At 74.7% G+C, this 23,330-nt stretch carries 20 protein-coding genes; 10 read left to right on the top strand and 10 right to left on the bottom strand.

Annotated features, from left to right (window positions below; translation table 11 throughout):
* Positions 1–507: 507 nt before the first annotated feature.
* Entirely contained in the window at positions 508–1,890 is a 1,383-nt protein-coding gene (locus ACZ6O2_RS26090; RefSeq protein WP_350711470.1) for an AMP-binding protein, read from the top strand.
* Positions 1,891–1,994: 104 nt separating this feature from the next.
* Here the strand turns inward: ACZ6O2_RS26090 and ACZ6O2_RS26085 are convergent, their stop codons facing one another.
* On the bottom strand, positions 1,995–2,456 hold the full coding sequence (locus tag ACZ6O2_RS26085) for a cold-shock protein (RefSeq protein ID WP_350711472.1): 462 nt from the start codon (positions 2,454–2,456) through the stop codon (positions 1,995–1,997).
* Between the two features lie 168 nt (positions 2,457–2,624).
* Between ACZ6O2_RS26085 and ACZ6O2_RS26080 the strand changes: the two genes are divergently transcribed.
* A complete protein-coding gene (locus ACZ6O2_RS26080) occupies positions 2,625–3,284 on the top strand; it encodes a 4'-phosphopantetheinyl transferase family protein (protein ID WP_466024668.1) in 660 nt (219 codons plus the stop codon).
* A gap of 37 nt (positions 3,285–3,321) precedes the next feature.
* Here ACZ6O2_RS26080 and ACZ6O2_RS26075 read toward each other — a convergent pair whose 3' ends face one another.
* Entirely contained in the window at positions 3,322–4,731 is a 1,410-nt protein-coding gene (locus ACZ6O2_RS26075) for an acyl-CoA synthetase (RefSeq protein ID WP_466024667.1), read from the bottom strand.
* Between the two features lie 220 nt (positions 4,732–4,951).
* Between ACZ6O2_RS26075 and ACZ6O2_RS26070 the strand changes: the two genes are divergently transcribed.
* From ACZ6O2_RS26070 to ACZ6O2_RS26050, 5 genes are all read left to right on the top strand, one after another.
* Positions 4,952–5,665 carry an HAD-IA family hydrolase gene (locus ACZ6O2_RS26070; RefSeq protein WP_466024666.1) on the top strand — a complete coding sequence of 238 codons (714 nt, stop codon included), beginning with the start codon at positions 4,952–4,954 and terminating at the stop codon, positions 5,663–5,665.
* Between the two features lie 249 nt (positions 5,666–5,914).
* Positions 5,915–6,856: an ABC transporter ATP-binding protein gene (locus tag ACZ6O2_RS26065; protein ID WP_466024665.1), complete on the top strand. Its 942-nt coding sequence runs from the start codon at positions 5,915–5,917 to the stop codon at positions 6,854–6,856.
* A complete protein-coding gene (locus ACZ6O2_RS26060; protein WP_350711481.1) occupies positions 6,853–7,590 on the top strand; it encodes an ABC transporter permease in 738 nt (245 codons plus the stop codon). The genes ACZ6O2_RS26065 and ACZ6O2_RS26060 overlap by 4 nt, the downstream gene beginning before the upstream one ends.
* Before the next feature lie 250 nt (positions 7,591–7,840).
* Entirely contained in the window at positions 7,841–8,086 is a 246-nt protein-coding gene (locus ACZ6O2_RS26055) for a DUF5988 family protein (protein ID WP_466024664.1), read from the top strand.
* A gap of 21 nt (positions 8,087–8,107) precedes the next feature.
* Positions 8,108–8,491 carry a VOC family protein gene (locus tag ACZ6O2_RS26050; protein ID WP_466024663.1) on the top strand — a complete coding sequence of 128 codons (384 nt, stop codon included), beginning with the start codon at positions 8,108–8,110 and terminating at the stop codon, positions 8,489–8,491.
* Between the two features lie 256 nt (positions 8,492–8,747).
* Here the strand turns inward: ACZ6O2_RS26050 and ACZ6O2_RS26045 are convergent, their stop codons facing one another.
* From ACZ6O2_RS26045 to ACZ6O2_RS26010, 8 genes are all read right to left on the bottom strand, one after another.
* Complete coding sequence (locus ACZ6O2_RS26045; protein ID WP_466024662.1) at positions 8,748–9,581, bottom strand: glycosyltransferase family 8 protein; 834 nt, start codon at positions 9,579–9,581, stop codon at positions 8,748–8,750.
* Positions 9,582–9,963: 382 nt separating this feature from the next.
* Positions 9,964–11,694, bottom strand: coding sequence for a hypothetical protein (locus ACZ6O2_RS26040; protein ID WP_466024661.1), 1,731 nt, complete (start codon positions 11,692–11,694; stop codon positions 9,964–9,966).
* A 5-nt stretch (positions 11,695–11,699) separates the two neighbouring features.
* Entirely contained in the window at positions 11,700–13,151 is a 1,452-nt protein-coding gene (locus ACZ6O2_RS26035; protein WP_466024660.1) for a VWA domain-containing protein, read from the bottom strand.
* 35 nt (positions 13,152–13,186) lie between these two features.
* On the bottom strand, positions 13,187–15,355 hold the full coding sequence (locus tag ACZ6O2_RS26030; protein WP_466024659.1) for a serine/threonine-protein kinase: 2,169 nt from the start codon (positions 15,353–15,355) through the stop codon (positions 13,187–13,189).
* Positions 15,352–16,221 (bottom strand): hypothetical protein, encoded by an 870-nt coding sequence (locus tag ACZ6O2_RS26025; RefSeq protein ID WP_466024658.1) that lies wholly within the window; start codon positions 16,219–16,221, stop codon positions 15,352–15,354. Before ACZ6O2_RS26025 ends, ACZ6O2_RS26030 begins: the two co-directional genes overlap by 4 nt.
* A 13-nt stretch (positions 16,222–16,234) precedes the next feature.
* Positions 16,235–17,269 carry a transporter substrate-binding domain-containing protein gene (locus ACZ6O2_RS26020; RefSeq protein WP_466024657.1) on the bottom strand — a complete coding sequence of 345 codons (1,035 nt, stop codon included), beginning with the start codon at positions 17,267–17,269 and terminating at the stop codon, positions 16,235–16,237.
* Between the two features lie 50 nt (positions 17,270–17,319).
* Positions 17,320–18,711, bottom strand: a complete 1,392-nt coding sequence (locus ACZ6O2_RS26015; RefSeq protein WP_466024656.1) for a hypothetical protein — start codon at positions 18,709–18,711, stop codon at positions 17,320–17,322.
* A gap of 285 nt (positions 18,712–18,996) precedes the next feature.
* Complete coding sequence (locus ACZ6O2_RS26010; protein ID WP_466024655.1) at positions 18,997–20,235, bottom strand: PucR family transcriptional regulator; 1,239 nt, start codon at positions 20,233–20,235, stop codon at positions 18,997–18,999.
* A gap of 84 nt (positions 20,236–20,319) precedes the next feature.
* Here ACZ6O2_RS26010 and ACZ6O2_RS26005 point away from each other — a divergent pair, with 84 nt between their 5' ends.
* The 3 genes from ACZ6O2_RS26005 to ACZ6O2_RS25995 all read left to right on the top strand — a co-directional run bounded on the left by ACZ6O2_RS26005 (position 20,320) and on the right by ACZ6O2_RS25995 (position 23,328).
* Positions 20,320–21,408: a ferredoxin reductase gene (locus ACZ6O2_RS26005; protein WP_466024654.1), complete on the top strand. Its 1,089-nt coding sequence runs from the start codon at positions 20,320–20,322 to the stop codon at positions 21,406–21,408.
* A gap of 14 nt (positions 21,409–21,422) precedes the next feature.
* Positions 21,423–22,565 (top strand): fatty acid desaturase family protein, encoded by a 1,143-nt coding sequence (locus ACZ6O2_RS26000; RefSeq protein WP_350711502.1) that lies wholly within the window; start codon positions 21,423–21,425, stop codon positions 22,563–22,565.
* A gap of 262 nt (positions 22,566–22,827) precedes the next feature.
* Positions 22,828–23,328 carry an alanine--tRNA ligase-related protein gene (locus ACZ6O2_RS25995; RefSeq protein WP_466024653.1) on the top strand — a complete coding sequence of 167 codons (501 nt, stop codon included), beginning with the start codon at positions 22,828–22,830 and terminating at the stop codon, positions 23,326–23,328.
* Positions 23,329–23,330 lie beyond the last annotated feature (2 nt).

Genomic DNA, 23,330 nt, shown 5'->3' with positions numbered 1-23,330 from the left:
TGCCCGATTCGGACCTTTGGGAACATTAAGCGATTATGTTGTTAAAAATGAATTATGCGCCCAGCGGCTGTCGGGAGCGGGTGCCGCCGCGGGTGTCGGGCCTGTTCAAAATTGAAATAGATTGGCTTGTGGAATTGATTTCCCGTCGCTCCGTCCGGTGGTCGCCCGACAATTTCGCCGTCGATGCGGCTCCATTGTCGACCGCTCCTGCCGGACGGAATTCACTCCACTGTGTCGCGGGCGAACCAGAACGGTCCGGCCGGCCATCGCCAAGGCGACGCCACATCGCGTCCTACCTGGCCCGCCGTCCTCGGGCAGGGGACCTGGCCGGGCGGCTAGGGGTTGTGCCGGACCATTGCGCAGCCTAATTTCGGGGCACCCCGCGTCGATGGCGGGATGGCCGGATATGGGGCTGCTCGAACCCCATGACGTGAAGGGTCCTGTGGCCGTCGTGATGTCCCAGTTGCTGCCGCGACTCGTCCACGTCCCTGGCAGGGGATAACGGGGATGACACTGCTGCCGGCGCTGTGGGGATCGGGCGCGGACCGGGCCGATGCGGTCAGGATGGCCGGCGGCACGCTCTCCAGCGAGGCACTGCTCGGCTGCGTCAACGCGGTCGCCGACCGGATCAAGGGCGCGGGCGTGGTCGCGGTCGACGCCACGCCGACCCTGGAGACGGTCGTGGGCATGCTCGGCGCCGTCCACGCGGGCGTTCCGCTCGTGCCACTACCGCCCGGCGTCGGGCAGTGCGAGCGGAACCGCATCCTGCGGCAGTCCGGGACGACGGTGATCCTCGGAGCGCGCCTGCCCGGCGGCAACCGGCTGCCCACGGTTCCCGTCGACCTGCGCCAGCGTTCCTCGACGCACCATCCCGAGCCCGAGCCGGGCGCCGATGCGGTCATCCTCTACACCGGAGGAGCCGCTGGGCCGTCGCGCGGGGTGCGCATCTCGCGTCGCGCCATCGCCGCCGACCTCGACCTGCTGGCCGCCGCCTGGTGCTGGAGCGGGGACGACGTCGTGGTCCAGGGCGCGCCGCTGTTCCGGGCGTACGGCCTGGTCGTCGGTCTGCTCGGCGCGCTGCGGGTCGGCAGCCGCCTCGTCCACCTCGACCGGAACGCCTGCGCGGGGCCGACCGGCACCATGTACCTGGCGCTGCCCACGCAGTGGGGGAGAATCGCGCGGGACGGCCCGCTGGCCCGGTCGCTGGCCGCGGCGCGGATCCTGATCTCCGCGGACGCCCCGCTTGCCGCCGCCGTGGCCGAGCGGCTCCGGCTGCTCACCTCGCACGCACCGGTCCAGGCGTACGGCACGACCGAGACCCTCATCGCGCTGACCGGTCGGGCCGGCGACCCGCCGGTCGACGGAGCCGTCGGCACCCCCCTGCCCGGCGTGGAGACCCGGGTGCTGGACCGCGATGACCGGCCCGTGCCGGTCGACGGCGAATCGGTGGGCGAGCTGAGCGTCTGCGGGCCGACGCTGTTCAGCGGCTACGTCGGCGGCGGCGGGCGGAGCGCGGCCGGTCCCTGGCACGCCACCGGTGACCTGGCAACCGTGGCCGCCGACGGGTCACACCGGATCATCGGACGGCGGGGGCTCGACGTGGTGCACAGCCGGGGCCGGCGGGTGCACGCCGGCCAGGTCGAGGAGGCATTGATGAGCCATCCCGGCGTCCGGGACGCCGCCGTCGTCGGCACGCCGCACCACACGCTCGACGAACAGGTCACGGCCTACGTCGTCGCCGCCGAGGGCGTGACCGCGCAGGTGCTGATCGACCACGTCGGGCGGCACCTCTCGGCGGCCCAACGCCCCCGGCGGGTGCACTTCGTTGACGAGCTGCCCCGCACCGCGCTCGGCCGGATCAGGAAGTCCCTGCTGGTCGACGCCGGCTGACCCGGCCGCTTCGCACCGTGCGGCCTACTGCGCCCTGCGGCCGATCGGCGTGCGCCGGCCCGCCCCCGCCGTGGCCGGACGCTCCGGCCCGAAACGGGCGGCGGTCAGCCCTCCACCCAGCCGTGCCGTCGGGCCAGGGCCAGCATCCGGGCGCGTACCGCCACGATCTGCGCCCCGGTCAGGTCCGGCACGGAGGTCACCAGCGCCTCGGTGGTCTCGGCGTAGAACGCCCGCTCGGAGAGCACGTCGCAGAGGCCCTCCTCGTCGTCCGCGCCGCCCGCGACCTGCCCGCTCTCCCGACCCCGCCCGCCGGCAACCGGCACGCCGGCCCGGGCCGTCCCGGCCCGCTCCACTGCCGCTGCCGCGCCGACCACCCGCACCAACACGGCCTTGGGGCCGCGGTCGGTCTCCACCGCGTCATACTCCACCGGGACACCGGGCGTCAACGCCCACTTGTCACCGTCCAGCATGTTCGCGTGCACGAACACGTCGTCGCTACCGTCGTCCGGGGCGATGAACCCGTAGCCCCGCACCTCGTCGAACCGCACCACCTTGCCAGTGAGCATCGCTTTCCCGCATCCATCCGACCAATCCGCGTGCCCCGCCCGTGGGCGGGGCACCCCCCAGACTGGCAGCCGCCCGCGCGGCCCGGCACCCGTACCCGACCCCTATGGTGCACCCTACGGCCGGCGTCGGGGCGGTGCCGGCCGCCGCAGCGCCTAGCATCGGCGACCGTGATCGAGCAGATCCTGCCCTCCACCGTGGCGGTGGCCGAGTCGTTCGCCGACCCCGCCGGCCTGACCCTGTTCCCCGAGGAGGAGGCGCTGGTCGCCGCATCGGTGGAGAAGCGCCGCCGGGAGTTCACCACCGTGCGGCACTGCGCCCGCCGGGCGCTCGGCGAGCTGGGCTTCCCCCCGGTGCCGATCCTGTCCGGCGTACGGGGCGCCCCGGTCTGGCCGGACGGCGTGGTCGGCAGCATGACGCACTGCGAGGGCTACCGGGCGGCCGTCCTCGGCCGTACGGCGGCCTTCGCCACCCTCGGGGTGGACGCCGAGCCGCACGCGCCGCTGCCCGACGGGGTGCTCGACGCGATCGCCCTGCCGGCCGAGCGGGCCCGCACCGCGGTGCTCACCGCCGCCGACCCGTCGATCTGCTGGGACCGCCTGCTGTTCAGCGCGAAGGAGTCGGTCTACAAGGCGTGGTTCCCGCTCACCGGCCGGTGGCTGGACTTCGCCGAGGCGGACATCGTGTTCGATCCGGCCGGGACGTTCACCGCCCACCTGCTGGTGCCCGGCCCGGTGCTCGGCGGGGTGCCGGTGACCGCCTTCGCCGGCCGGTTCCTGGTCGGCCGGGGCCTGGTGGTCACCGCGATCAGCATCCCGGCGGCCGTCTGACCCGCTCGCCCCCACCGGGGTCGCCGCGGCCGACCGGTCAGTCCGCCAGCAGCCGGTTCTTCTGCACCTTCCCGAGGGCGTTGCGGGGCAGCGCGTCGACCAGGCGCACCTCGCGCGGCCGCTTGTGCGCGGACAGGTGCCGGGCCACGAAGTCCACCAGCTCCGGCCCGTCCACCCCGTCGCCCACCACGTACGCGGTGACCTGCTGGCCGAGGTCCGGGTGCGGGATCCCCACCACGGCGGCCTCCCGCACCCCCGGGTGCGCCAGCAGGGCGTCCTCCACCTCGCCGGCGCCGATCCGGTAGCCGCCGCTCTTGATCAGGTCGGTGGACGCCCGGCCGACGATCCGGTGCCAGCCGTCGGGGTCGACGGTGGCGATGTCGCCTGTGCGGAACCAGCCGTCCGGGGTGCTGCTCGCCGCGTCGGCGTCCGGACGGTTGAGGTACCCGTCGAACAGGGTGGGCCCGCTGACCTGGAGCTCGCCCATCGCCGCCCCGTCGGCGGGCAGCGTCGCGCCGTGCTCGTCGACCAGCCGCGTCCGCACTCCGGGCAGTGGCAGCCCGACGGTGCCCGGACGGCGTGGACCGTCCGCCCGGGCGCTCACCGTGATCAGGGTCTCGGTCATCCCGTACCGCTCGACGACCCGGTGGCCGGTGAGCGCGGCGAGGTCCGCGAAGACCGCCGCCGGCAGCGCGGCGCTGCCCGAGACCAGCAGCCGCGCCGGGCGCAGCGCCCGCGCCGCGTCGGGGTCGGCGGCGATCCGGGACCACACCGTGGGTACGCCGAAGTACATCGACCCCTCGGCGGCCGCGTACCGATCCGGACGCGGCCGGCCGACGTGGTGCAGCCGGCTGCCCAGCCGCAGCGGCCCGAGCACACCGAGCACCAGCCCGTGCACGTGGAACAGCGGCAGGCCGTGCACCAGCAGGTCGTCCGGCGTCCAGGCCCAGGCGTCGGCCAGACCGTCCAGGCACGCGGCGACCGCGCGGCGGGAGATCACCGCGCCCTTCGGCGCGCCGGTGGTGCCGCTGGTGTAGAGGATCAACGCGGTGCGGGCCGGGTCCGGCTCGGGGTGCGTGGCGTCCGAGCGCCGGGTCAGGTCGATCGGCACGACGGCCCGGCCCGCGCCGTCGGCCGGGCGCTCCGCGCCGGCCGGGACCAGCAGCGCCGTCGACCCCGAGTCACGCAGGATGTGGTCGCGTTCCATGGGCCCGGCGTCCGGCGGCACGGGCACGACGGCCGCCCCGGCGGTCAGCGCGCCGACCACCCCGACCACCGTCTCCAGGGTCGAGGTCGCCTCGATCGCCACCCGGTCGACGCCGCGCAGCTCGTCCGCGACCGCCGCGGCCAGGCGGCGCAGCTCCACCCCGGACACCGCCCGGTCGTCGACGCGGATCGCGTCCGGACGCTCGTCGGTGCCCTCCGACAGCCAGCTCAGCAGCGGCATGGTGCGACCCTTCTCCAGCGGCTCGGGCCCGGCGTCGGATCGGCCGTGCCGTGACCCGGCGCCGGACCGGGGGCCCGGGGCGCCGGTAGGGTCGGCGGTGCGCCGGTGGATCCGGGCGGGCGTCGCCCGGCCGGCAGGCCCGGGACGACGATCCCGACCGTAGTCGGGGCGTCCCCCGGCCTGCCACCCCTACCGGCCGGCGCGGTCGGACGGGCGGGAGGTGGCGTCGGTGGTTGGGGAGACGACGGGACGGGTGCCGGCGTCCGCGGGCGTCCGGGCGGTGGTGCTCGACCTCGACGGGGTGCTGGTCGACAGCCTCGCCGTGGCCAGGGAGGCGTTCACCCTCGCGTACGCGGAGGTGGTCGGCGACGGCGTCGCCCCGGTCGAGGAGTACTGCCGCCATTCGGGCCGGTACCTGCCGGAAGTGCTGGAGCTGATGGGCCTGCCGGCGGCGCTGGCCGAGCCGTTCGTCCGGGAGAGCAACCGCCTCGCGCACCGGGTCACCCCGGTCGACGGGGTGCCGGAGCTGCTCGGCACGCTGCGGCGGCGGGGGATCGGGCTGGCCGTGGCGACCGGCCGCAGCGGCGTACGGGCCCGGGACCTGCTCGGCCGGCTCGACCTGCTGCCGCTCGTCGACCACGTGGTGGGCTCGGACGAGGTGCCCAGGCCCAAGCCCGCACCGGACATCGTGCGGCGGGCGCTGCGGCTGCTCGGGGCCCGGCCGGCGGAGGCGCTCATGGTCGGCGACGCGGCGAGCGACCTGCTCAGCGCGCGGGCGGCCGGGGTGGTCGCGGTGGCCGCGCTGTGGGGCGAGTCCGACGAGGAGACCCTGCGCGCCGCCGGCCCCGACGTCGTGCTGACCCGGCTGGACGAGCTGCTGCCCCTCTGCCCGGCGCCCGGCCCACCCCGGCGCGCCGACGGACACAGCGGGTAACCGGTCGACACCCCTGTCCCCGGTGCCGAGCCTCCGGTCGACACCCCTGTCCCCGGGTGGTATCCCGTTCGATACCCCCGATTCGTCAACTGATCGATTGATTCGTACCTCCGATGGACGGATGATGTCCGGCGTCGGCCGGCCTCGCGGGCGTGCCGGCGCCGGCACGCCACCACAGCCGACGCCGCGATCAGCCGAGGGGTTCCGCCCTTTCCGACGGCCGCCCGCACGCGAAGGAGGACCACGCCCATGCCGGTCATCGAAGTAGATCATCTGCAGAAACGGTACGGGGAGAAGGTCGCCGTCGCGGACGTCTCCTTCACCGTCGAACAGGGCGAGATCTTCGGCGTGCTGGGCCCCAACGGAGCGGGCAAGACCACGACCGTCGAGTGCGTGCAGGGGCTGCGTCGGCCCGACGGTGGCACCATCCGGGTGCTCGGGCTCGACCCGGTCCGCGACCGCACCGAGGTGCGCCAGCGCGTCGGCGCCCAGCTCCAGGAGAGCCAACTGCCCGACAAGGTGCGGGTATGGGAGGCGCTGGACCTGTACCGGTCCTTCTACCGCAACCGGGCCGACATCGACGAGCTGCTGACCGACCTCGGCCTGGCCGAGCAGCGCAACACCTACTTCCAGAAGCTCTCCGGCGGGCAGAAGCAGCGGTTGTCGGTGGCGCTGGCCCTGGTCGGGCGGCCCGAGGTCGCGATCCTCGACGAGCTGACCACGGGGCTCGACCCGCAGGGCCGCCGGGACACCTGGGACCTGGTCGAGCGGATCCGCGACCGGGGCGTCACCGTCGTGCTGGTCACCCACTTCATGGAGGAGGCGGAACGCCTCTGCGACCGGCTCGCGATCATCGACCAGGGGCGGGTGGTGGCGATCGACAGCCCGTCCGGCCTGCTCGACCGGGTCGGCACCGACCACCGGGTGCACTTCCGGCCCGACGAGCCGGTCGAGGACGCGCTGCTGCTCGCGTCGCCCGACGTGACCGGGGTATCCCGCTACGGCGCGGAGGTGGTGGTGACCGGCACGAAGGACGTCCTCCAGTCGGTCCTGTCCGCGCTCAACGGGGCCGGCATCCGCTACACCGGGCTCCGGGTCGAGCAGCCCAGCCTCGACGACGCGTTCGTGTCCCTGACCGGCCGTGGGAGCCGGACCGCCACGCAGTCCCCGATTGACGAGAGGTCATCGTGAGCGCCCTGACGAAGCTGATCGCCGTCGAGACGAAGCTGTTCCTGCGGGAGCCGGTGTCGTTGTTCTTCGTCTTCGCCCTGCCGATCGGCCTGATGCTCGTCTTCGGGCTGCCGCAACGCGCCGGCACGGCCGCCGACACCGGGCAGCACGCCGAGCAGACCTTCCTGCCGTCCCTCGCCCTGGCCCTGACGATCGGCATGCTCGCGCTCTTCACCCTGCCGATGGCGCTCGGCATCTACCGCGAACGCCGGGTCCTGCGCCGCCTGGCGACCACCCCGGTGCAGCCCGCCCTCCTGCTGGTGGCGCAGGTCGTGGTCAACCTCGTGATGGGCGTCCTCGGCGCCGTGGTCACCGCGATCGCCGTACGGTTCCTGCTGGACCAGCCGGCGCCGGCCAACTTTCCCGGTTTCGTGCTGGCGTTCCTGCTCGGGGTGGCCTGCCTCTTCGCCGTCGGGCTGCTGATCGCGGCGCTGGCGCCGTCCGCCCGGGCGGCGCAGTCGATCGGCCCCGCGCTGTTCTTCCCGCTGCTCTTCCTGGCCGGCGCCTGGCTGCCTCGTGACCGGATGCCGGCCGTCCTGGCCTTCATCGGCGACTACTCGCCGCTGGGCGCCACGGTGGACACCATCGGCGCGGCGTGGGCGGGTGCCAGCCCGGAGTGGGGGCAGCTGCTCGCCCTGGCCGTGACGGCCGTGCTCGGCTCCGTGGCGGCCACCCGGTTCTTCCGCTGGGAGTGAGCCGACCGGTGGCCGGCGCCCGGGGCATCGTCGCTGCCCAGGGCCGGTCCTAGGGGTCCGCTAAGGGTGTTCGGCCGATGTGACCTGGATTACGTTCGGTGCGGAACGGGCGGCCGGCCACCGGAACAACGACGTTCGACCCGGAGCGTCCGTTCACCCCGGCAACGGGTGTCGTCAGACCTGTGTGGACGCGTCCGCCGGCCAGCGGCGGGCCCGTCCGAGGTGTGCGGAATGCGACGGAGGTCGTGCCATGAAGGACTTTTCGCAAGCTGATCCGGTCGCCCGGGACGTCGCCGGCATCATCGACGTCGTCCTGGAGGGCGGCCCGGCCGACCTGCCGGCCGACCTGCGCAGCCACCGGGTGGCGCGGGCGGAGGAGAAGATCAAGGTCCGGCACTACGGAGGGTACGAGCACTTCGAGCGGGGCTCCGCCCCGGAAGCGGCTGACGTACCCGTGATCTTCCGCTGGACCGGTCGAACCCGGATCGCCGAGTAGCGGAAGGGCGGCACGAGTCTCATGAGGGCAGCGAACGACCGGCCGGGGCCCCACCTCACGGTCGGCGACACGGCCGAAGCCATCGCCTTCTACACGGACGTCTTCGACGCCGTCCAGCTCCAGCGGGAGTGCCTGCTCGACGGCCGCGTCCTGCGCGCGGAACTGGCCGTCGGAAGCCACCACCTGACCGTCAGCGAATGGGACGAGGCGCGGCCCTCCGCCGGGGGCGACAGCCGGGACGACGACGTGTTGACCATCGAGCGGGCCGACCCCGAGTCGGTGCTGCGGCGCGCGGTGGCCGCCGGTGCCCACGTCGAGACTCAGGCGGACGCGTCGCCCCACGTGACGCTGCGCGATCCGGCCGGTCTGTGCTGGACCGTCGTCGGACCGCGGCGGGTGGCATAGGCGACCCTGCCGCCGCCGACGGCCGACGGCCGGGACGAGGACGCACGAAGGGGCCGCGCTCACCGAGCGCGGCCCCTTCGCCGTTCCCTCGATCTCCCCGCGCCCACGGCGCGTCCGACGTGGCGCGTGGCACCGACGACCGACGTCCCGCGTCGAACAGCTTCCGGGCCGAACAATCCGGATCCGGTGGTTCACGACAAAAGAGCGTCCGCGTCAGCGGCGGTGACGGTCACCTGCGCCTCGAAGGGCGCCGTCCTCAACGTCGCACTGTCTGCAGGAGGCCGCCGTTCAGCCGACGGTGCTTCCAGTACAGGTCCCGGCGGGCGCCCTTCGGGAAACCGGGCTTCCAGGGCTTTATCGGACCTGCCGGATGAATGATCGCCGCGTCGGACAACTTGCCGCCGAATTCCGGCTCCAACCGCCATGCCATGAGGTCGTTCCAGCGCCGGGGAAGCCTCAGCCAGTTGCCGTAGACGGCGTAGTTCAGGGCGTCCTGATCCGGATAGCGGGATTCGTGCGCGTGGCGGGCGAGGTAATTCAGGCTCGTCTCGGTTACTTTGGCCTCTTTCCAGCGCGGGACGTCAATGAGAAGCACCCCCGAGTTGAAATAGTCGGCGCGCGGGTCCAGTTCCTTGTACGACGCGAGGCCGGGCAGACCCCCCATGTCCAGCAGACGCCGGTTGAACGGATCCCGCACGGCGCCGAGGGGTGCCGTGCCCATGTCGATCTCGAACAGCGGCTTGAGCGAGTTGGTGCACATCACGTCGCAGTCCAGGTAGAGCACCCGCTCGACATCGGCCGGAAGCGCTCCGGGAACCAGCAGGCGCAGGTACATCGCGGGGGAGAGGTACTGCAACAACGGGTCGGACCCCCTAGGCAGCCTCATCACGGAGGTGTCCACGTCCAGGAACGAGACCGTCGCGTTGGGCCCCGCGGCGCGGCCCAGGATCGTTCGCGCCCGACCGTCGACATCGTCGGCAGTGATGACCCAGTAGCGCAGGTCCTCGTCCGGCATGGCGTCCGCCACGGTCGCCATGACCACGGCTGCGTGAGCGGAGTAAGCGGCGTCGAAAGTCAGAGTGAGATCCACAGGCTCTCCTCGCGGAATTCGAGCGTTGTCCATGAAGCTTGCCCGCGAAGCGGGGCGATCGCAAGAGAGGAATGCGGCGTGGGACGCATTGTCGGCATCACCCCTGGCGTCCAATGTCGCTGTGGAATGGGTCCTTATTCGACCCTTTCCGATAGGCGGTCCGGGTTTTCCGTTCCTCGGCGCCGGCCAATGAAAGCAGGGCGCCCGGATGCGCGCCTTACGGAACTCGGCATCCAGGCTGGCCCGGGACCGGAAAGCTCAGGCCGGGCTGTTTCACGAAACGCCGTCGGTCGTGGTGAATGCCTGTTCGCAGGCGTTGCCCTGGTTCGGCTGGCGCGTCGCGGGCGCCGGGCAGGTCAACGGCGACGGCTGTCCATAGTGGTCACGTTGTCCGCGGCGGACGGGCGTTGCGCTTGCGTACGGCGAAGAAGAGCGCCGCGGCCCGGCGGACGTCGCCCGGCCGTCGTGGATCCGTGGCGACGTCGTGCAGCAGGTCCCGGTCGGCCCGGTCCGCGGCCAGCGTCATGAGCAGCGAGAAGCACTCCCGCGCGGCGTCCCGGCCGGCGGGGCGGTCCGCGCCGCCGGCCCAGTGCGTCAGCAGCGCCGCGAGCACGTCCGCCCGGAACGGGAGTGCGCCGGCCCCGCCCGTCCCGGCGCGGCTGGCGAGCAGGTGACCGGCGGCGATCGCGCCGTCCGGCTCCGCCAGACGGTCCCGCAGGAAGGCCGGCGCGACGGCGGCCCGGCTGATCGCCTGCAAGGCGACGAACCGCGTCGAGCGGGTGTTCATCAGCGTCACCCACTCGTCGGGCCGCCAGTCCCGGGCCAGCGGCCCCGCCGCCAGGTAGTCCACCAGGCTGGGCCAGACCGAGGCCAGGGTGTGCCGGTCGGCCCGGAAGAGGTTCGTGGCGAGCAGGATCTGCCGTACGTGGGTGGGCCAGTCGGGCAGCGCCCGGGCCGGGGGAGCCGGCGCGTGCGCCGCCGACCAGTCCACGACCGCCGCCACCGGATCGCCCCCGGTGACCGCGGCGGTCGCCGCCACCTCGACGAGTTCGGTGTGCCGCGCCATCAGCCAGGCGGCGATCGACTCGCCCTCGGGCGGGCAGCGCAGCAGCGCCTCGCAGGCGGCGTCCAGGCTGTCCCGGCCGCCGCGCAGCAGGGCGCGGACGAACTCGTCGAGCAGGGCCGCCGGGCCGGGCTGCGGGGCCGCCTCCGTCTGCCCGCCCTCCCACACCAGCACGGCGATGGTGGCGGTCAGCGGGTTGTGCACCGGGCCGGTGATGCGCTGGGCGTGGGCCCAGTCCAGGAACCGGCGCGCCGTGGCGTCGTCCGGGAACCACCGGGCGGCCAGCAGCGCGACGTCGGCGTCGGTGAAGTGCGCCAGGTGGTACGCCGCGTAGCCGTCGCCCAGCACGGCCAGCTCGTCCTCGGCCAGGTGCCGCGTGGTCACCAGGAGGCGCCACGGCTTCGGCGCGGCGGCCGGGGCGGGGGAGCGGGCCAGGGTGGCGAGGCGGTTGAGCACGACGGCCCGCTCGTCCGGGTCGGCGACGCCGTCGACCCCGTCGACGCAGACCAGCCACCGCCGCCCGGGAGCGGGCGGCTGCTCCACGTCGAGCGGGGCGCCCTCCCGCGGGTACGCCTCGGCGAGCGCGGCGGGCAGCGGCTGGTGCACCAGGGCGGCGGCCGGCAGGCTCACCAACACCGGACCGGGCGGGGACCGTCGCCGCCGGCCGCGTCCGGCGAGCCAGCGCTGCGCCGACCGGGCGCTCTCGTAGCGGACGAGCGCCGTCTTGCCGCTGCCCGGCTCACCGATCAGCAGCACGTTGCCGGCACCGGTGAGCAGGTCCGCCACGTCGACGCCGTCGCCGGCCGGGGCGAGTCGGGGCACCACCCGGCGCGGCACGTACACCTCGGACAGCGGCTTCACGTACCCGCCGAACCGGTGCGGGTGCACGATGCCGGCGTCCGCCTCCCGCTTCCAGACCGGGCTCAGCGCGGACCACCAGCCGCGCCGGTCCCGGTCCCGGGTGTACCGGCGGACGGCGAGGACCGCGCCGGCGAGCGCCAGCGTGCCGCTGACGACTCCGGCGACCTGGTTGGGGATCTCCAGGTCCATCGGCGTCAGGGCCGGCCGGCGCCGGGCCGGTCCGCCGCCAGGTGGTGGGCCCCGCACCCCTCGCAGTAGGCGCCGGTCTGCGTCTCGCCGCAGTGCCGCCACGGCGCGGGCGGGCCGGCCGGCGCGGACCGCTGCGCCGGCGGCTCCTGCGGCCCCCACCGCGAGGTGTGGTGGGACACGACCAGGGAGGACTGGGTCAGCCGGGCGTCCACGTCGGGCTTGAGGCGGACCCGGCCGCCGGCGGCGTCCAGGACGTCCACCACCCGGGCGAGCAGGACCACGTCGTCGTCGCGGCCCGCGGCGTGGGCGAGCGCGACCGCGCGGCCCAGGTGCTCCTCCGCCTCGCCGGTCCGGCCCGCCCGGGCGGCCGTCAGCCCGCGCTGGACCGCCGCCGCGTAGTCCTGCTGCCGGGTGTAGTGGGCGACGCTCTCGTTGATCTCCGAGTACCGCAGGGCGTCCTCGGTCCACTCCACGGTGATCGGCGCCTCGACCGGCTCGCCGTCCGCGTCGGCGTGGACGCTCACCCAGCCGACCCGCCGGCGTGCCCCCGGCGCCATCGCGTCGACCTCCAGGGCGACGTGGTAGTCCCGCTGGTCGTGCGGGCTCCACGCGCCGACCGGGTAGTCGGTGGTCAGCTCGCCGGCCGGCTCGCCGCGCCCCGTGAGGTCGGCGATCGCCGGGTGTACCTGCTTGACGAAGCGGACCCGGGTCAGCCCGGTGGTGCGCACCCGGAGCCGCACGCCGGCGACCCGGCGGGACATCGCGCGCCTCAGCACCGCCCGGAACTCGTCGGCGAGCCCGGCGAGGTCCTCCACCGGCACGACGGGGTTGGCCCCCAACGCCTCCGCGATGCCCAGCAGTTCCGCCGCGTCCCAGTCGTGCACGCCGTCGGCGGAGCCGATGGCGCGGCAGTCGACGGTGAAGCGCCCCACGCAGTCGTCCACCGCCGCCCGCAGGTCGGCCGGGCGCTGGGACTCGTTGCGGCCGTCGGTGAGCAGGATGACGTGCCCGATCGCGTCGGGCCGCGTGGCGAGCAGCCGGCGGGCCAGCAGCAGCCACGTGCCGATGGCGGTGCCGCCGTGCGGCGCCACGCGCCGCAGCGCGTTGCGGGCGGCGGCGCGGGTGCTCTCGTCGGCGACCGCCAGCCGCCGGTCGCCCGGGTAGACCATCGTGGCGTTGGCGGTGCCGGCCACCACCGCGAACGCGACCCCATCCGACAGGGCGTCGATGGCGGCGGCGGTCGCCTGCCGGGCGGCCCGCATCTTGGCCTGCGGCGCCCCCATCGAGCCGGAGGAGTCGAGCAGGATCACCTCGGCCAGGCCGTCGTGGCGGACGTCCCCGTCCTCCGGCTCCGCGCCCTGGACGGTGGCGACGACGTCGACGACCGCCCCGTCGGCGGGCACGTACTCGGTGTGGTGCACGCTCAGGCGCAGCGGCAGACCGTTGGCGGGGGGCACGGGTGACCTCTTTCCGTCGGGGCCGGCGGCCGGGCTCACCACCACGTCACCGGCCGGTACGCGTTGGCAAGGTCGACGAGCGCGATCCGCTCGCGCCGGTCGGCGGTGCGCCGGGCCCGGGACCGGCACCGGCGCTCGAACGCGCCGCGCAGGGCGTCCTCCTCCAGCGGGTGGCCGAACAGTCGCCGCCCGGCGTGGCGCCCGGCGGCCAGGTCGCAGTCCAGCGCGATCCGCAGGATGTGCGCCTCGACCTGCTCGCGTTCGTCGAACGGGGGCAACTTGTCGACCATTGCCGCGGCGTCGAGCGCGGCGTCGAGCCGGTGCCCGTCGTCCGGCACGTCGAGCAGGATCCGCACCGCGCAGGTCACCGCCACCGTCGAGGCCCGGGACGACTCCGGCACCTTCAGCAGCGCGTCGGCGGCGCTGCGCGGGTCGGCCGTCGCCAGCAGGCAGCGGGCCAGCCCGAACGCCGCGCCCACCACGCCCGGGTCCGTGTCCCACACCCCCCGGTAGTGGTCGGCGGCCGTGCGCGGGTCGCCGTCAAGCTCGCAGGCCACCGCGTACGCGAGCCGGGTGGAGACCTCGCCCGGCAGCCACCCGTAGACCTGCGCGAAGCGGCGGCGGGCAGTGCCGAAGTCCCGGCCCACCAGGGCCACCAGGCCGCGGTGCCACCACAGCGACCAGTCCCGCAACTCCTCGGGGAACTCGGCGAGCAGCGGCCCCGCCTCGTCCGCCCGGCCGGCGGCGAGGTGTGCCCGGACGGCGCGGTAGGTGACCTGCGCCGTCCGCTCCGGGGCGGTCTTCAGTAGCTCGATGAGCTCCGCCGGGTCGGCCGGGCCGAGCGAGGCGAGGAAACCGGCGGCCGGGTCGGCGCCGTCGACCAGGGGCGCGGGCAGACCGAGCATGATCTCCACGACGTCGAGCGCGTCCCCGTCGGTGTGCAGGCCGAACGCGCACGCGGAGGGACTGAACAGAGTGGACCGGATCGGCCGGGGCACGCCGTCGCCCGCCGAGGCGACCTGCCGCCGGACCCCCCGGACCTGCTCGCGCATCTCGGCGGCGGAGGCGAACCGGTCGTCCGGCTCGGCGGCGGTGGCGCGGGCCAGCAACCGCAGGAACGGGTCGAGCCGCGCCGGCACGGGCAACCGCAGCAGGTCCGGTCCGGGCGGGATCCGGGTCACGTCGACGGACCGGGGCACCAGGGTCAGCGCCGCGAGGGTCCGGCCGACGGTGTAGAGGTCCGACCGTACGCTCGGGCCGGCCGGCCCCAGGCGTTCCACCTCCGGGGCGGTGAAGCCCGCGGTGCCCCAGGCCGGGCTCACCGTGTTGTCGATCCGGCGGGCGGCGCCGAAGTCGACGAGCTTGATCGGGTCGTTGGCGCCCTGGCCGCCGACCCGCATCACGTTCTCGGGCTTCAGGTCGCAGTACAGCCAGCCCTGGTCGTGCAGGTACTCGAAGGCGTCGAGGATCTGCATGCCGTACCCGAGCGCCTGTGCCACGTCGACGGCGCAGGAACCGCCGCCCGGCCCGGCCGCGCTGCGCGCCTCCTCGAGGGTGCCCCCGTTGACGTACTCCATCACCAGGTAGCCGGCGTCCCGGTCGGACTCGGGCCGCAGCGCGTGGGTGATCGTGACGATGTGCGGGTGGTTCAGGGCGATCAGCGCCTGCCGTTCGGCGACGAACGCCGCGACGGCCTCCCGGTCCTCCGGGTTGCGCTGCCCCTTCAGCACCCGCCACGCGCCGTCCATGTCCTCGTCCCGGGCGAGGAACACCCAGCCGACCCCGCCGTTGCCCAGGCAGCCCTCGATCCGGTAGCGCCCGGCCCGCAGGTCGCCGTTGGCCAGCGGCGGGGTGAAGGAGTACCGGGTGCCGCAGTCCGGGCAGTATCCGGCGACCCGGGGCAGCCGGCGCCGGCAGGTCGTCTTCGCGCAGTAGCGGGAGTGCTCGGGGACGACCGGCTGCGACACCAGCGCCGACAGCGGGTCGTGGGGCCGGGCGGTGGGCAGCACGGCCGGCTGCTCCCACGGCCGGGACGCCGTCCGCGCCGGGCGCCGGTCGAGGTCGGGGCCGGGGCCGGGGCTCGGCCCCGGGCCGGTGGCGGCGCCGGCCCCGGCGCACTCGTGCCCCCACAGCCGGCAGAACCCGTCGGAGTCCACGCTGCCGGGGCAGTTGCGCTCCGCGCAGCCGCGGCTGACCGCCGTCATCGCGTACCCCCGTTCACGGCCTGCTGGTAGGCCCGGACCGCCCGGCTGGCGCCGGTCACGTCGAAGACGTCGGGGCGCAGCGCGGCCCGGGCGTCCCGGTAGCTCTCCTCGACGCCGGGATGCTCGGCCCGGCCCACGTCGGCGGCCTTCTGCCGGTACGCCTCCAGCCGCCCCGTGAGCTCCAGGTGGCACCGGCGGCGCAGCCGGCGCCGCGCGGCGTCGGTCAGCTCGACCGCCCGGTCGACGGCTTCGGACAACGTCCCGTCGTCCCCGTCCGGCCCGGCGTCGCCGCGCAGCCACCGCCCCCGGCCCGCCGCCTCGACGGCGGCGACCTGCTCCAGCAGCCCGTCCACCGCGAGCCCGGCCACGGGGTCGGCCCCGTCGCCCAGGCCCTCGGCGGCGGCGTCCGCGGCGAGCCGCCGGAGCCGGTCCAGGGAGGAGCGCAGCCGCTGCCCCCGGACCGCCAGCCGGTCGCGGCCGTGCGCGTCCACGATCCGGCGGATCCGGGCCACGTGCTCGCAGGCCGCCACCACGACCTGCTCGACGGTCATCTCCTCCAGGCGGACCGGCTCGCCGGTCGCCGCGGTGAACCGGACCCGGCAGGGGCCGGCCAGCAGCCGGGCCAGCGCGTCCGCACCGGCGGGCGTGGACCGGTCGACGCCGTCGAGGTCGTCGACCAGGCGGTCCAGGGCCAGCGACAGGCAGCCGAGCCGGTGCAGCAGGTCCCGGGCCTCACGCGCGGACGCCGCGGCGGGGCCGGTCGGCTGCCGGAAGGCGTCGGTGACGAGCTGCTGCACCTCGAGCAGGCTCTCGCACACCCAGGCGTGCGCCGCCAGGGTGGCGTCGAGGCGTTCCCGGTGGGACATCAGGCGCCGCCCGTCAGTCGGTCGGCCGCGGCGTGACCGGCGGCGGGTCGGGGGGCGGCCACACCGTGGTCGGCGGCTCGGGCGACGGCATGCCCCTGTCCCGGTGCCCGGCGAGCCACCGGTCGTGGGCCTGCCGCCACACCGTCGCGGTGCGCGGCGACGCCAGCACGTGGTTCACGTACGCGGCCAGCTCCCGGCCGTGGTCGAGGTGGAACGCGAAGGCGTGCGGCTCGTCGGTGAACCAGGTGCAGTCGGAGTCCCGGTGGTACGCGCAGAACTGCCGGTCGCGGCGTGGCGGCTCGGTCACCAGCATCGTGTCCGGGGCCATCTGGGCGAAGCCCAGCAGGATGTTCTCGTCGGTGCTGACGCCCTCGACCTGGCCCTGGCGCAGCATGACGATGCAGTCGACCGAGTGGATGGCCTGCACCGGCACGAGCCGCTCGCCCGCCAGGGTGCGGTAGCTGGAGATCATCGCGAGCGAGGTCGTGTTCGCGCCGGCGCAGACCCGCTTGCCGCCGAGCTGCTCCATGCCGGCGTACTCCGGCACCCCGTCGGCGCGTTCGCGGACCAGCACGCTCTGACCGGAGTCGAGGTAGTCGTTGGAGAAGACGACCCGCCGGGCGCGTTGGCACGTCGCCGTCAGGGAGGTGGCCACGACGTCGATCTCGCCGTTCTCCACCATGGTGAAGGCGCCCTGGCCGGGCGGCACCACCTTGAAGGTGAGCCGCTCGCGCGGGTCCTCCGTCGGCCAGAGGGCCCGGGCGACCGCCAGCATCAGCTCGATGTTGAAGCCCTCGAACCGCTGGGTGCGGGCGTCCCAGTGGCTCATCGTGGCGTCGGACGGGTCGACGCCCACCACCAGCTCGCCCCGGTCGAGGATCCGGGACGGTGGGGTCGAACTCGCGGGAAGGCTGCGGCGTACCGGGCAGATCGCGTCCGCCCCGTCGGTCGGGACCGTCGCCACGCCCTGCGGCCGCGCCGGGGGCGCGGGAGGCGGCGCCGTCGGCGCGGTGCACCCGGCGAGGGCGGTCAGGAGCGCGGCGACCATCGCCCCCCGGCCACCGCGTCGCGTCGTCGTCGGAGCCCTCCGGGTCGCGTTCACTGGTACTCCAGGTAGCGCTGGCGCAGCCCGGCGACCACCCCGGCGGCGGCGAGCAGCGTGACCCAGGCGGCCGTGCCGCCGAGATGGCGTGGCGCCTCGGGCAGGTCGGTCACCATCCGGGAGACCTCCTGGTTGCGGGCGGTCAGGTCGGCGAGGAGGTGGCCCTCCGCGGTGACGAACGCCCGGCCCGCCGAACCGTCGCTGAGCACGGTGTCGACCGCGTTGCGGAACGCGTCGGGTGTCCGGCTCTGCCGGGCCGGCCAGACCGCCTCCGTCAGGGCGGTGCAGTCGATCCGGTCCCTCGGGGGCTCCTGCCCGGCGGGATCGGCGCAGAGGTCCCGCCGGTCGAAGTCGGCCTTGTGCCCCGCCGGGTCGACGCTCGCCCCGAGCCCGAGGTAGACGTCGGCGCGGCCGGCCAGCAGGGTGCCGAGCCGCTGCTGGGTGGCGCTCTGCGCGTCGACCGCCCGTTCCAGCTCGGGGAACCTCCGGTCGGCGTCCGGCCAGTGCCACCACGACGAGACCAGCATGGCCAGCGCGGCCGCGGTGCCCAGCGAGGCCAGCAGCAGGCCGGCGTTCAGCCGGCGCCGGGTCTTGCGGCGCAGCCACACCTGCACCACCACCAGGGCGGCGAGGGTGCCCAGCGGCACCAGCACGGACGCGGCGAGCCACGGCCGCGCGTCGGCGCGGGCCTCGAGCAGGCGCCGGGTGTCGTAGTTCCACAGGCCCTGCGCCGCGGTGAGCAGTTCGGTGGACATGTAGTGCGACGCCTCGCGGGCGTAGGCCGAGGCGAGCACGGCGCGGGCCGCCGCGTCGTCCGTCCCGGTCTCCGCCGTCGTCGTCTCCGACGGCGCGCAGGGGCGGCGCTGCTCCGCGCCGGGAAGCGCGGGGAGGGGGCCGGCCACCCGCAGCGCGGCGCAGACCACGTCCCGGTAGACCTTCAGCCGCGCGGCGATCGTCGCCAGCCGGGTCAGCCGGTCGGGGTCGTCGACGGCGTTGCCCATCGAGTCGGTCAGCGTGCGCTCCACCTCGTGCACCGCCGCGTCGTACGCGCCGACGAGCGACGCGCGCCGGCCCTCGGTGGGCGGGAGCAGGAAGACGGCGCTGGCGGCGACGTCGGCGTCGGCGAGGCCCTGGTAGATCTCCCGGGCGGTCGTGCTGGTGCGCACGGCGGTCTCGGCGGACCGCTCGCCCAGCGTGGTGGCGGACGCCCGGGACTGCACGGCGACGGCGGCGGTCGCGGCGAGCGCGGCGACCAGCACGGCGCCGCCGACCACGATCAGCGCCGGGGTCGTCCGCAGGGCGTCGCGGAGCCGGCCCGCGCGACGTCTCCGTCGGGTGGCCGGGGTCGACCGGTCGGCCCCGGGTCCGTCCCCCGTCTGCGGCGCCATGCACGTCCTCTCGCTCGCCGGGCCCCGCCCGACGGCCCTCCTGGTGCGGGCGTCGCGGTGTCGGAAGCAGCCCCGTTCCGCCCCGCCGCGCGGCGACCACCGGCCTTGCCGGCGGCCGACGTGGTGATCGCGGGCGAGGAGGGACCAGGGTGCCAGACGACGTCGGCCGGCGATACGGGTATGTCCGGTATCTGACCTGATAGTTCCCATGCGGCGCGCCACACCCGGCGCGTCCCGTCGCCGATCCCCGGGGCGGGGCCGCGTCCACGAGGGCCGACGGGCCGATCAGGACGGTGAGTCGCCGGCCCGGTCGCCGGGCGGGAAGGCCAGGGCGAGGGTGAGGTCGAGGACGGTCCCCGGGTCGGTCAGCCGGTCGCCGTACAGTTCGCGGAGCTTGCCCATCCGGTAGCGCACGGTCTGCGGGTGCACGAAGAGGTCGGCGGCGACGTCGTCGCGCCGGCCGTGGTGCAGCAGCCAGGAGCGCAGCGTCTCGGCGAGGCGGTCGGCGGTGGCGGGCGGCAGCGACGCCAGCGGCGCCAGGACCCGGGCGCGCAGGTCGGCGATCCCCTCCGGGTCCGTGCTCAGTGCCAGCTCGGCGAGGTGCTGCTCGGTGTCCAGCGCCGCGCCGTCGTCGGCGGGGTGGAGGCCGAGCGACAGGGCCCGGGTCGCGCGCTGGTAGGAGGAGGCCACCCGGGTCCACGGGCGGGCGGGGCCGAGCACCGCGCGCCGCCCGCGCAGCACCCGGGCGAGCTGGCGCCGCCGGTCGCCGTGCGTGTCGGGCACCAGCAGCACCGCGAGGTCCTCGCCCGCCGCGGTCGCCGGCAGCTCCTCGCCGCTCTCCAGGGTGTGCGGGTGCAGCAGCGCGAGCGCCGCCCGGAGGTTGGCCCGCGGCAGCAGCACGACGGTGAGGGTCTGCGGCGGCGGCCAGTCGGCCCGGTCGGCGCTGCGCAGCAGCACCTCCTCGGGCTCGCCGGCGAGCAGCCGCTGGGTGAGCCGTTCCAGGTTGCGGCGCCGGGCCCGGCCCACGCTGGCCAACTCGTCGGCGTGCCCGGCCACGCTGGCGGCGGAAAGTTCGTCGATGTACGCGAACATCAGCTCAGCGAACTCGGCGACGGTGGCCGCGGACGACCCGCCCTGCACCGTGGTGGTCGACATCTCCCGCCACGAGACGCGGGCGCCCACCCGGTACGCGGCCAGCAGCGCGTCCATGCTCCGGCCGGAGCGCGCCTCGCCGCTGCCGAGGGCGTACGCGGCCTCCAGGGCGCCGACCAGGGGCGTGCTCGGGTCGGCGCACTGGGAGCGCTCGATGAGCTGGAGGAACGTGCCGAGGGCGAGCTGCACCGCGGTCTCGATCTTCTCGCGCATCTGGCCGGTGAGGGTGCCGGAGTAGCTCGGGACCTCGGCGGTGATCGCGGTGATCGTCCGCTCGGCGAGCAGCGGCAGCCGGTCGCGCAGCGCGGCCGCGACCCGCACGTCCAGTTCGAGGCCGGCCGCACGCCGGGTGGCCTCGGAGCGTTCCGACACGTTTGTTCCCTCCGCACAAAAAGCCTGGATCGGTTCACCTTCGCAGGCCAAGATTTTATGCCAGGCCGCCGCGACCATCGAATCATGACGACCACCGTCCCGCGCCCACCCGCGAAGGCGTCCCTGCGGGGCCGCATCCTGCGGCTGGCCGCGTCGGTCACCACCCCGCTGCTGCCCGACGACTACCTCGACCTGGTGGCCCCGCTGCGCTCCGGGGCGGACCTGCGCGGCCGGATCGTCGCCGTCCGCCCCGAGACCGCCGACGCGGCGACACTGGTGATCCGGCCGGGCCGCGACTGGCGGGGCCACACCCCCGGCCAGTACGTCCGCCTCGGCGTCGACGTCGACGGCGTGCGCCTGTGGCGGGCGTACTCGGTCACCTCGGCCCCGACCGCCCGCGGACCCATCTCGATCACCGTCAAGGCGATCCCGGACGGCGTGGTCAGCAACCACCTCGTCCGCCGGGCGCAGCCCGGGACGCTGGTCCAGCTCGACCAGGCCCAGGGCGACTTCGTGCTGCCGGGCCGGCCGCCCGCCCGGGTGCTCTTCGTGACCGCCGGCAGCGGGGTCACTCCGGTGATGGGGATGCTGCGCTCGGGCGTACTGGCCGGCGCCGACGTCGTCGTGGTGCACTCCGCGCCGACCCCGGCCGACATGATCTTCGGCGCCGACCTGCGGAACCTCGCCGCGCAAGGCGCGATCCGGCTGGTGGAGCGGCACACCGACGCCGACGGGCTGCTCACCGTGGCCGACCTCGCCGGCCTCGTGCCCGACCACCTCGACCGGGAGACCTGGGCCTGCGGCCCGGTCGGCCTGCTCGACGCGCTGGCGGAGCACTGGACGGCCCAGGGTCGCGGCGACCGGCTGCACACCGAGCGGTTCCGGCCCACCGTCATCTCACCCGGGGAGGGCGGCACCGTCACCTTCGCCCGCTCGGGGGTGACCGTGGCGGCCGACGGCGCCACCCCGCTGCTCGACGCCGGCGAGAACGCCGGGGTGCTGATGCCCTCGGGCTGCCGGATGGGCATCTGTTTCGGCTGCGTCCTGCCGCTGCGCCAGGGCGCGGTCCGCGACCTGCGCAACGGGGACCTGACCACGGCGGTGCCCGGCGACGGCGTCCTCATCCAGACCTGCGTGTCGGCCGCGGCCGGCCCCTGCGACATCGACCACTGACCGGAGTACCCGACGTGACCGTGATCCAGAACAAGCCCGTCAACCCGATCGCCCACCTGACCGCCGAGGACATCGAGACCATCGGCAAGGAACTCGACGCGATCCGCGACCGGGTGATCGCCGACCGGGGCGAACGGGACGCCGCGTACATCCGCCGGGTCATCTCGACGCAGCGCAAGCTGGAGCTGGGCAGCCGGGTGGTGCTGCTGTTCTCGCTCTTCCCGCCGGCCTGGATCGTGGGCACCGCCGGCCTGACCGTGGCCAAGATCCTGGAGAACATGGAGATCGGCCACAACGTCCTGCACGGCCAGTGGGACTGGATGCGGGACCCGAAGATCCACTCCACCACCTGGGAGTGGGACCACGTCTCGCCGGCCGACCAGTGGAAGCACTCGCACAACGAGCTGCACCACCGGTACACGAACGTGATCGGCAAGGACAACGACCTCGGCTACGGCATCATGCGCGTCGACGAGGACCAGCGGTGGCAGCCGTTCCACCTGGGCCAGCCGCTGTGGAACTTCATCAACGCCTGCTTCTTCGAGTACGGCATCGCCGCGTACGACCTGGAGCTGGGGCGCAACCTGCGCAAGGGCCGGCACAAGAAGCCGGAGTTCCGGGCCCGGGCCCGCGCGGTGGGCCGGAAGATCCGCCGGCAGGTGCTCAAGGACTACGTCCTGCACCCGCTGCTGTCCGGCCCGTCGTTCCTGCACACGCTCGCCGCCACGTTCACCGCCAACCTCCTGCGCAACCTGTGGAGCCACTCGGTGATCATGTGCGGGCACTTCCCGGAGGGCGTGGAGACCTTCTCCCGGCGCTCGATCGAGGGCGAGACCCGCGGCGAGTGGTACCTGCGGCAGATGCTCGGCTCGGCCAACATCAGCGGCAGCCGGCTGCTGCACATCATGACCGGAAACCTGTCGTACCAGATCGAGCACCACCTCTTCCCTGACCTGCCCAGCAACCGCTACCAGGAGATCGCCCCCGAGGTGCGGGCCCTGTTCGACCGGTACGGGCTGAAGTACACCACCGGCTCGCTGCCCCGGCAGGTGTTCTCCGCGTGGAAGAAGGTCTTCCGGCTGTCCCTGCCCAACCGGAAGACCCCGGACCCGGTCGACGACCGTCCCGCCCCGGCCCTCGCCTCCGTGGGCGCCTGACCATCCCCGACGCCGCCGCCCGGGCGCGAAACGCGCTGGGCGGCGGCGTCGCCGTCCGCGTACAGTCGGGGGCATGGAGATCAGGCGTTCCTTCGCCGCCGCGGCCGCGCGAGCTTCGCGCTCGTCGGTCGCCGCCGCCTGACCTCACCACCTCCCGCCGGCGACCGGAAACGGTCCGCCGGCGGACTTCTCCGTCGTCCCGGCCCGCCGGTTCCCGGCGGTGGACCCTATCCGGCCGCCCCACCCGGAAAGGCCGTCCGCCATGACGTACGACCCCATCAGCCGCACCTTCGTCGACTTCTTCCGCCAGCGCGGCCACGAACTCGTGCCCGACGGCTCGCTGATCCCGCCGCCGGGCGACCCGGTGCTGTTCACCACCTCCGGCATGCACCCCCTGACCCCCTACCTGGAGGGCCGACCCCACCCCCTGGGCCGGCGCCTGGTCAACGTGCAGCGCTGCCTGCGCACCACCGACCTGGACGAGGTCGGCGACACCACCCACCTGACCGTGTTCCGGATGCTGGGTTCCTGGTCGCTCGGCGACTACGGCCTCCCGCAGAGCCTGCGCTGGGGCTACGAGCTGCTGCACGACGGCTTCGGCGTCGACCACGACCGGCTGCGCGTGACGGTCTTCGGCGGCGACGACCAGGTCGGCCCGGCCGAGTCCTCGTTGCGCACCTGGGGTGAGCTGGGCCTGCCCGTGGAGCTGACCGGGGAGGAGCTACTAGTGGTTGCTGTCCTTTCTAGAGCTGTCCATAATTGACT

The sequence above is a fragment of the Micromonospora sp. NPDC048040 genome, assembly GCF_055587185.1.
This window is presented reverse-complemented; position numbering and strand designations above follow the sequence as displayed.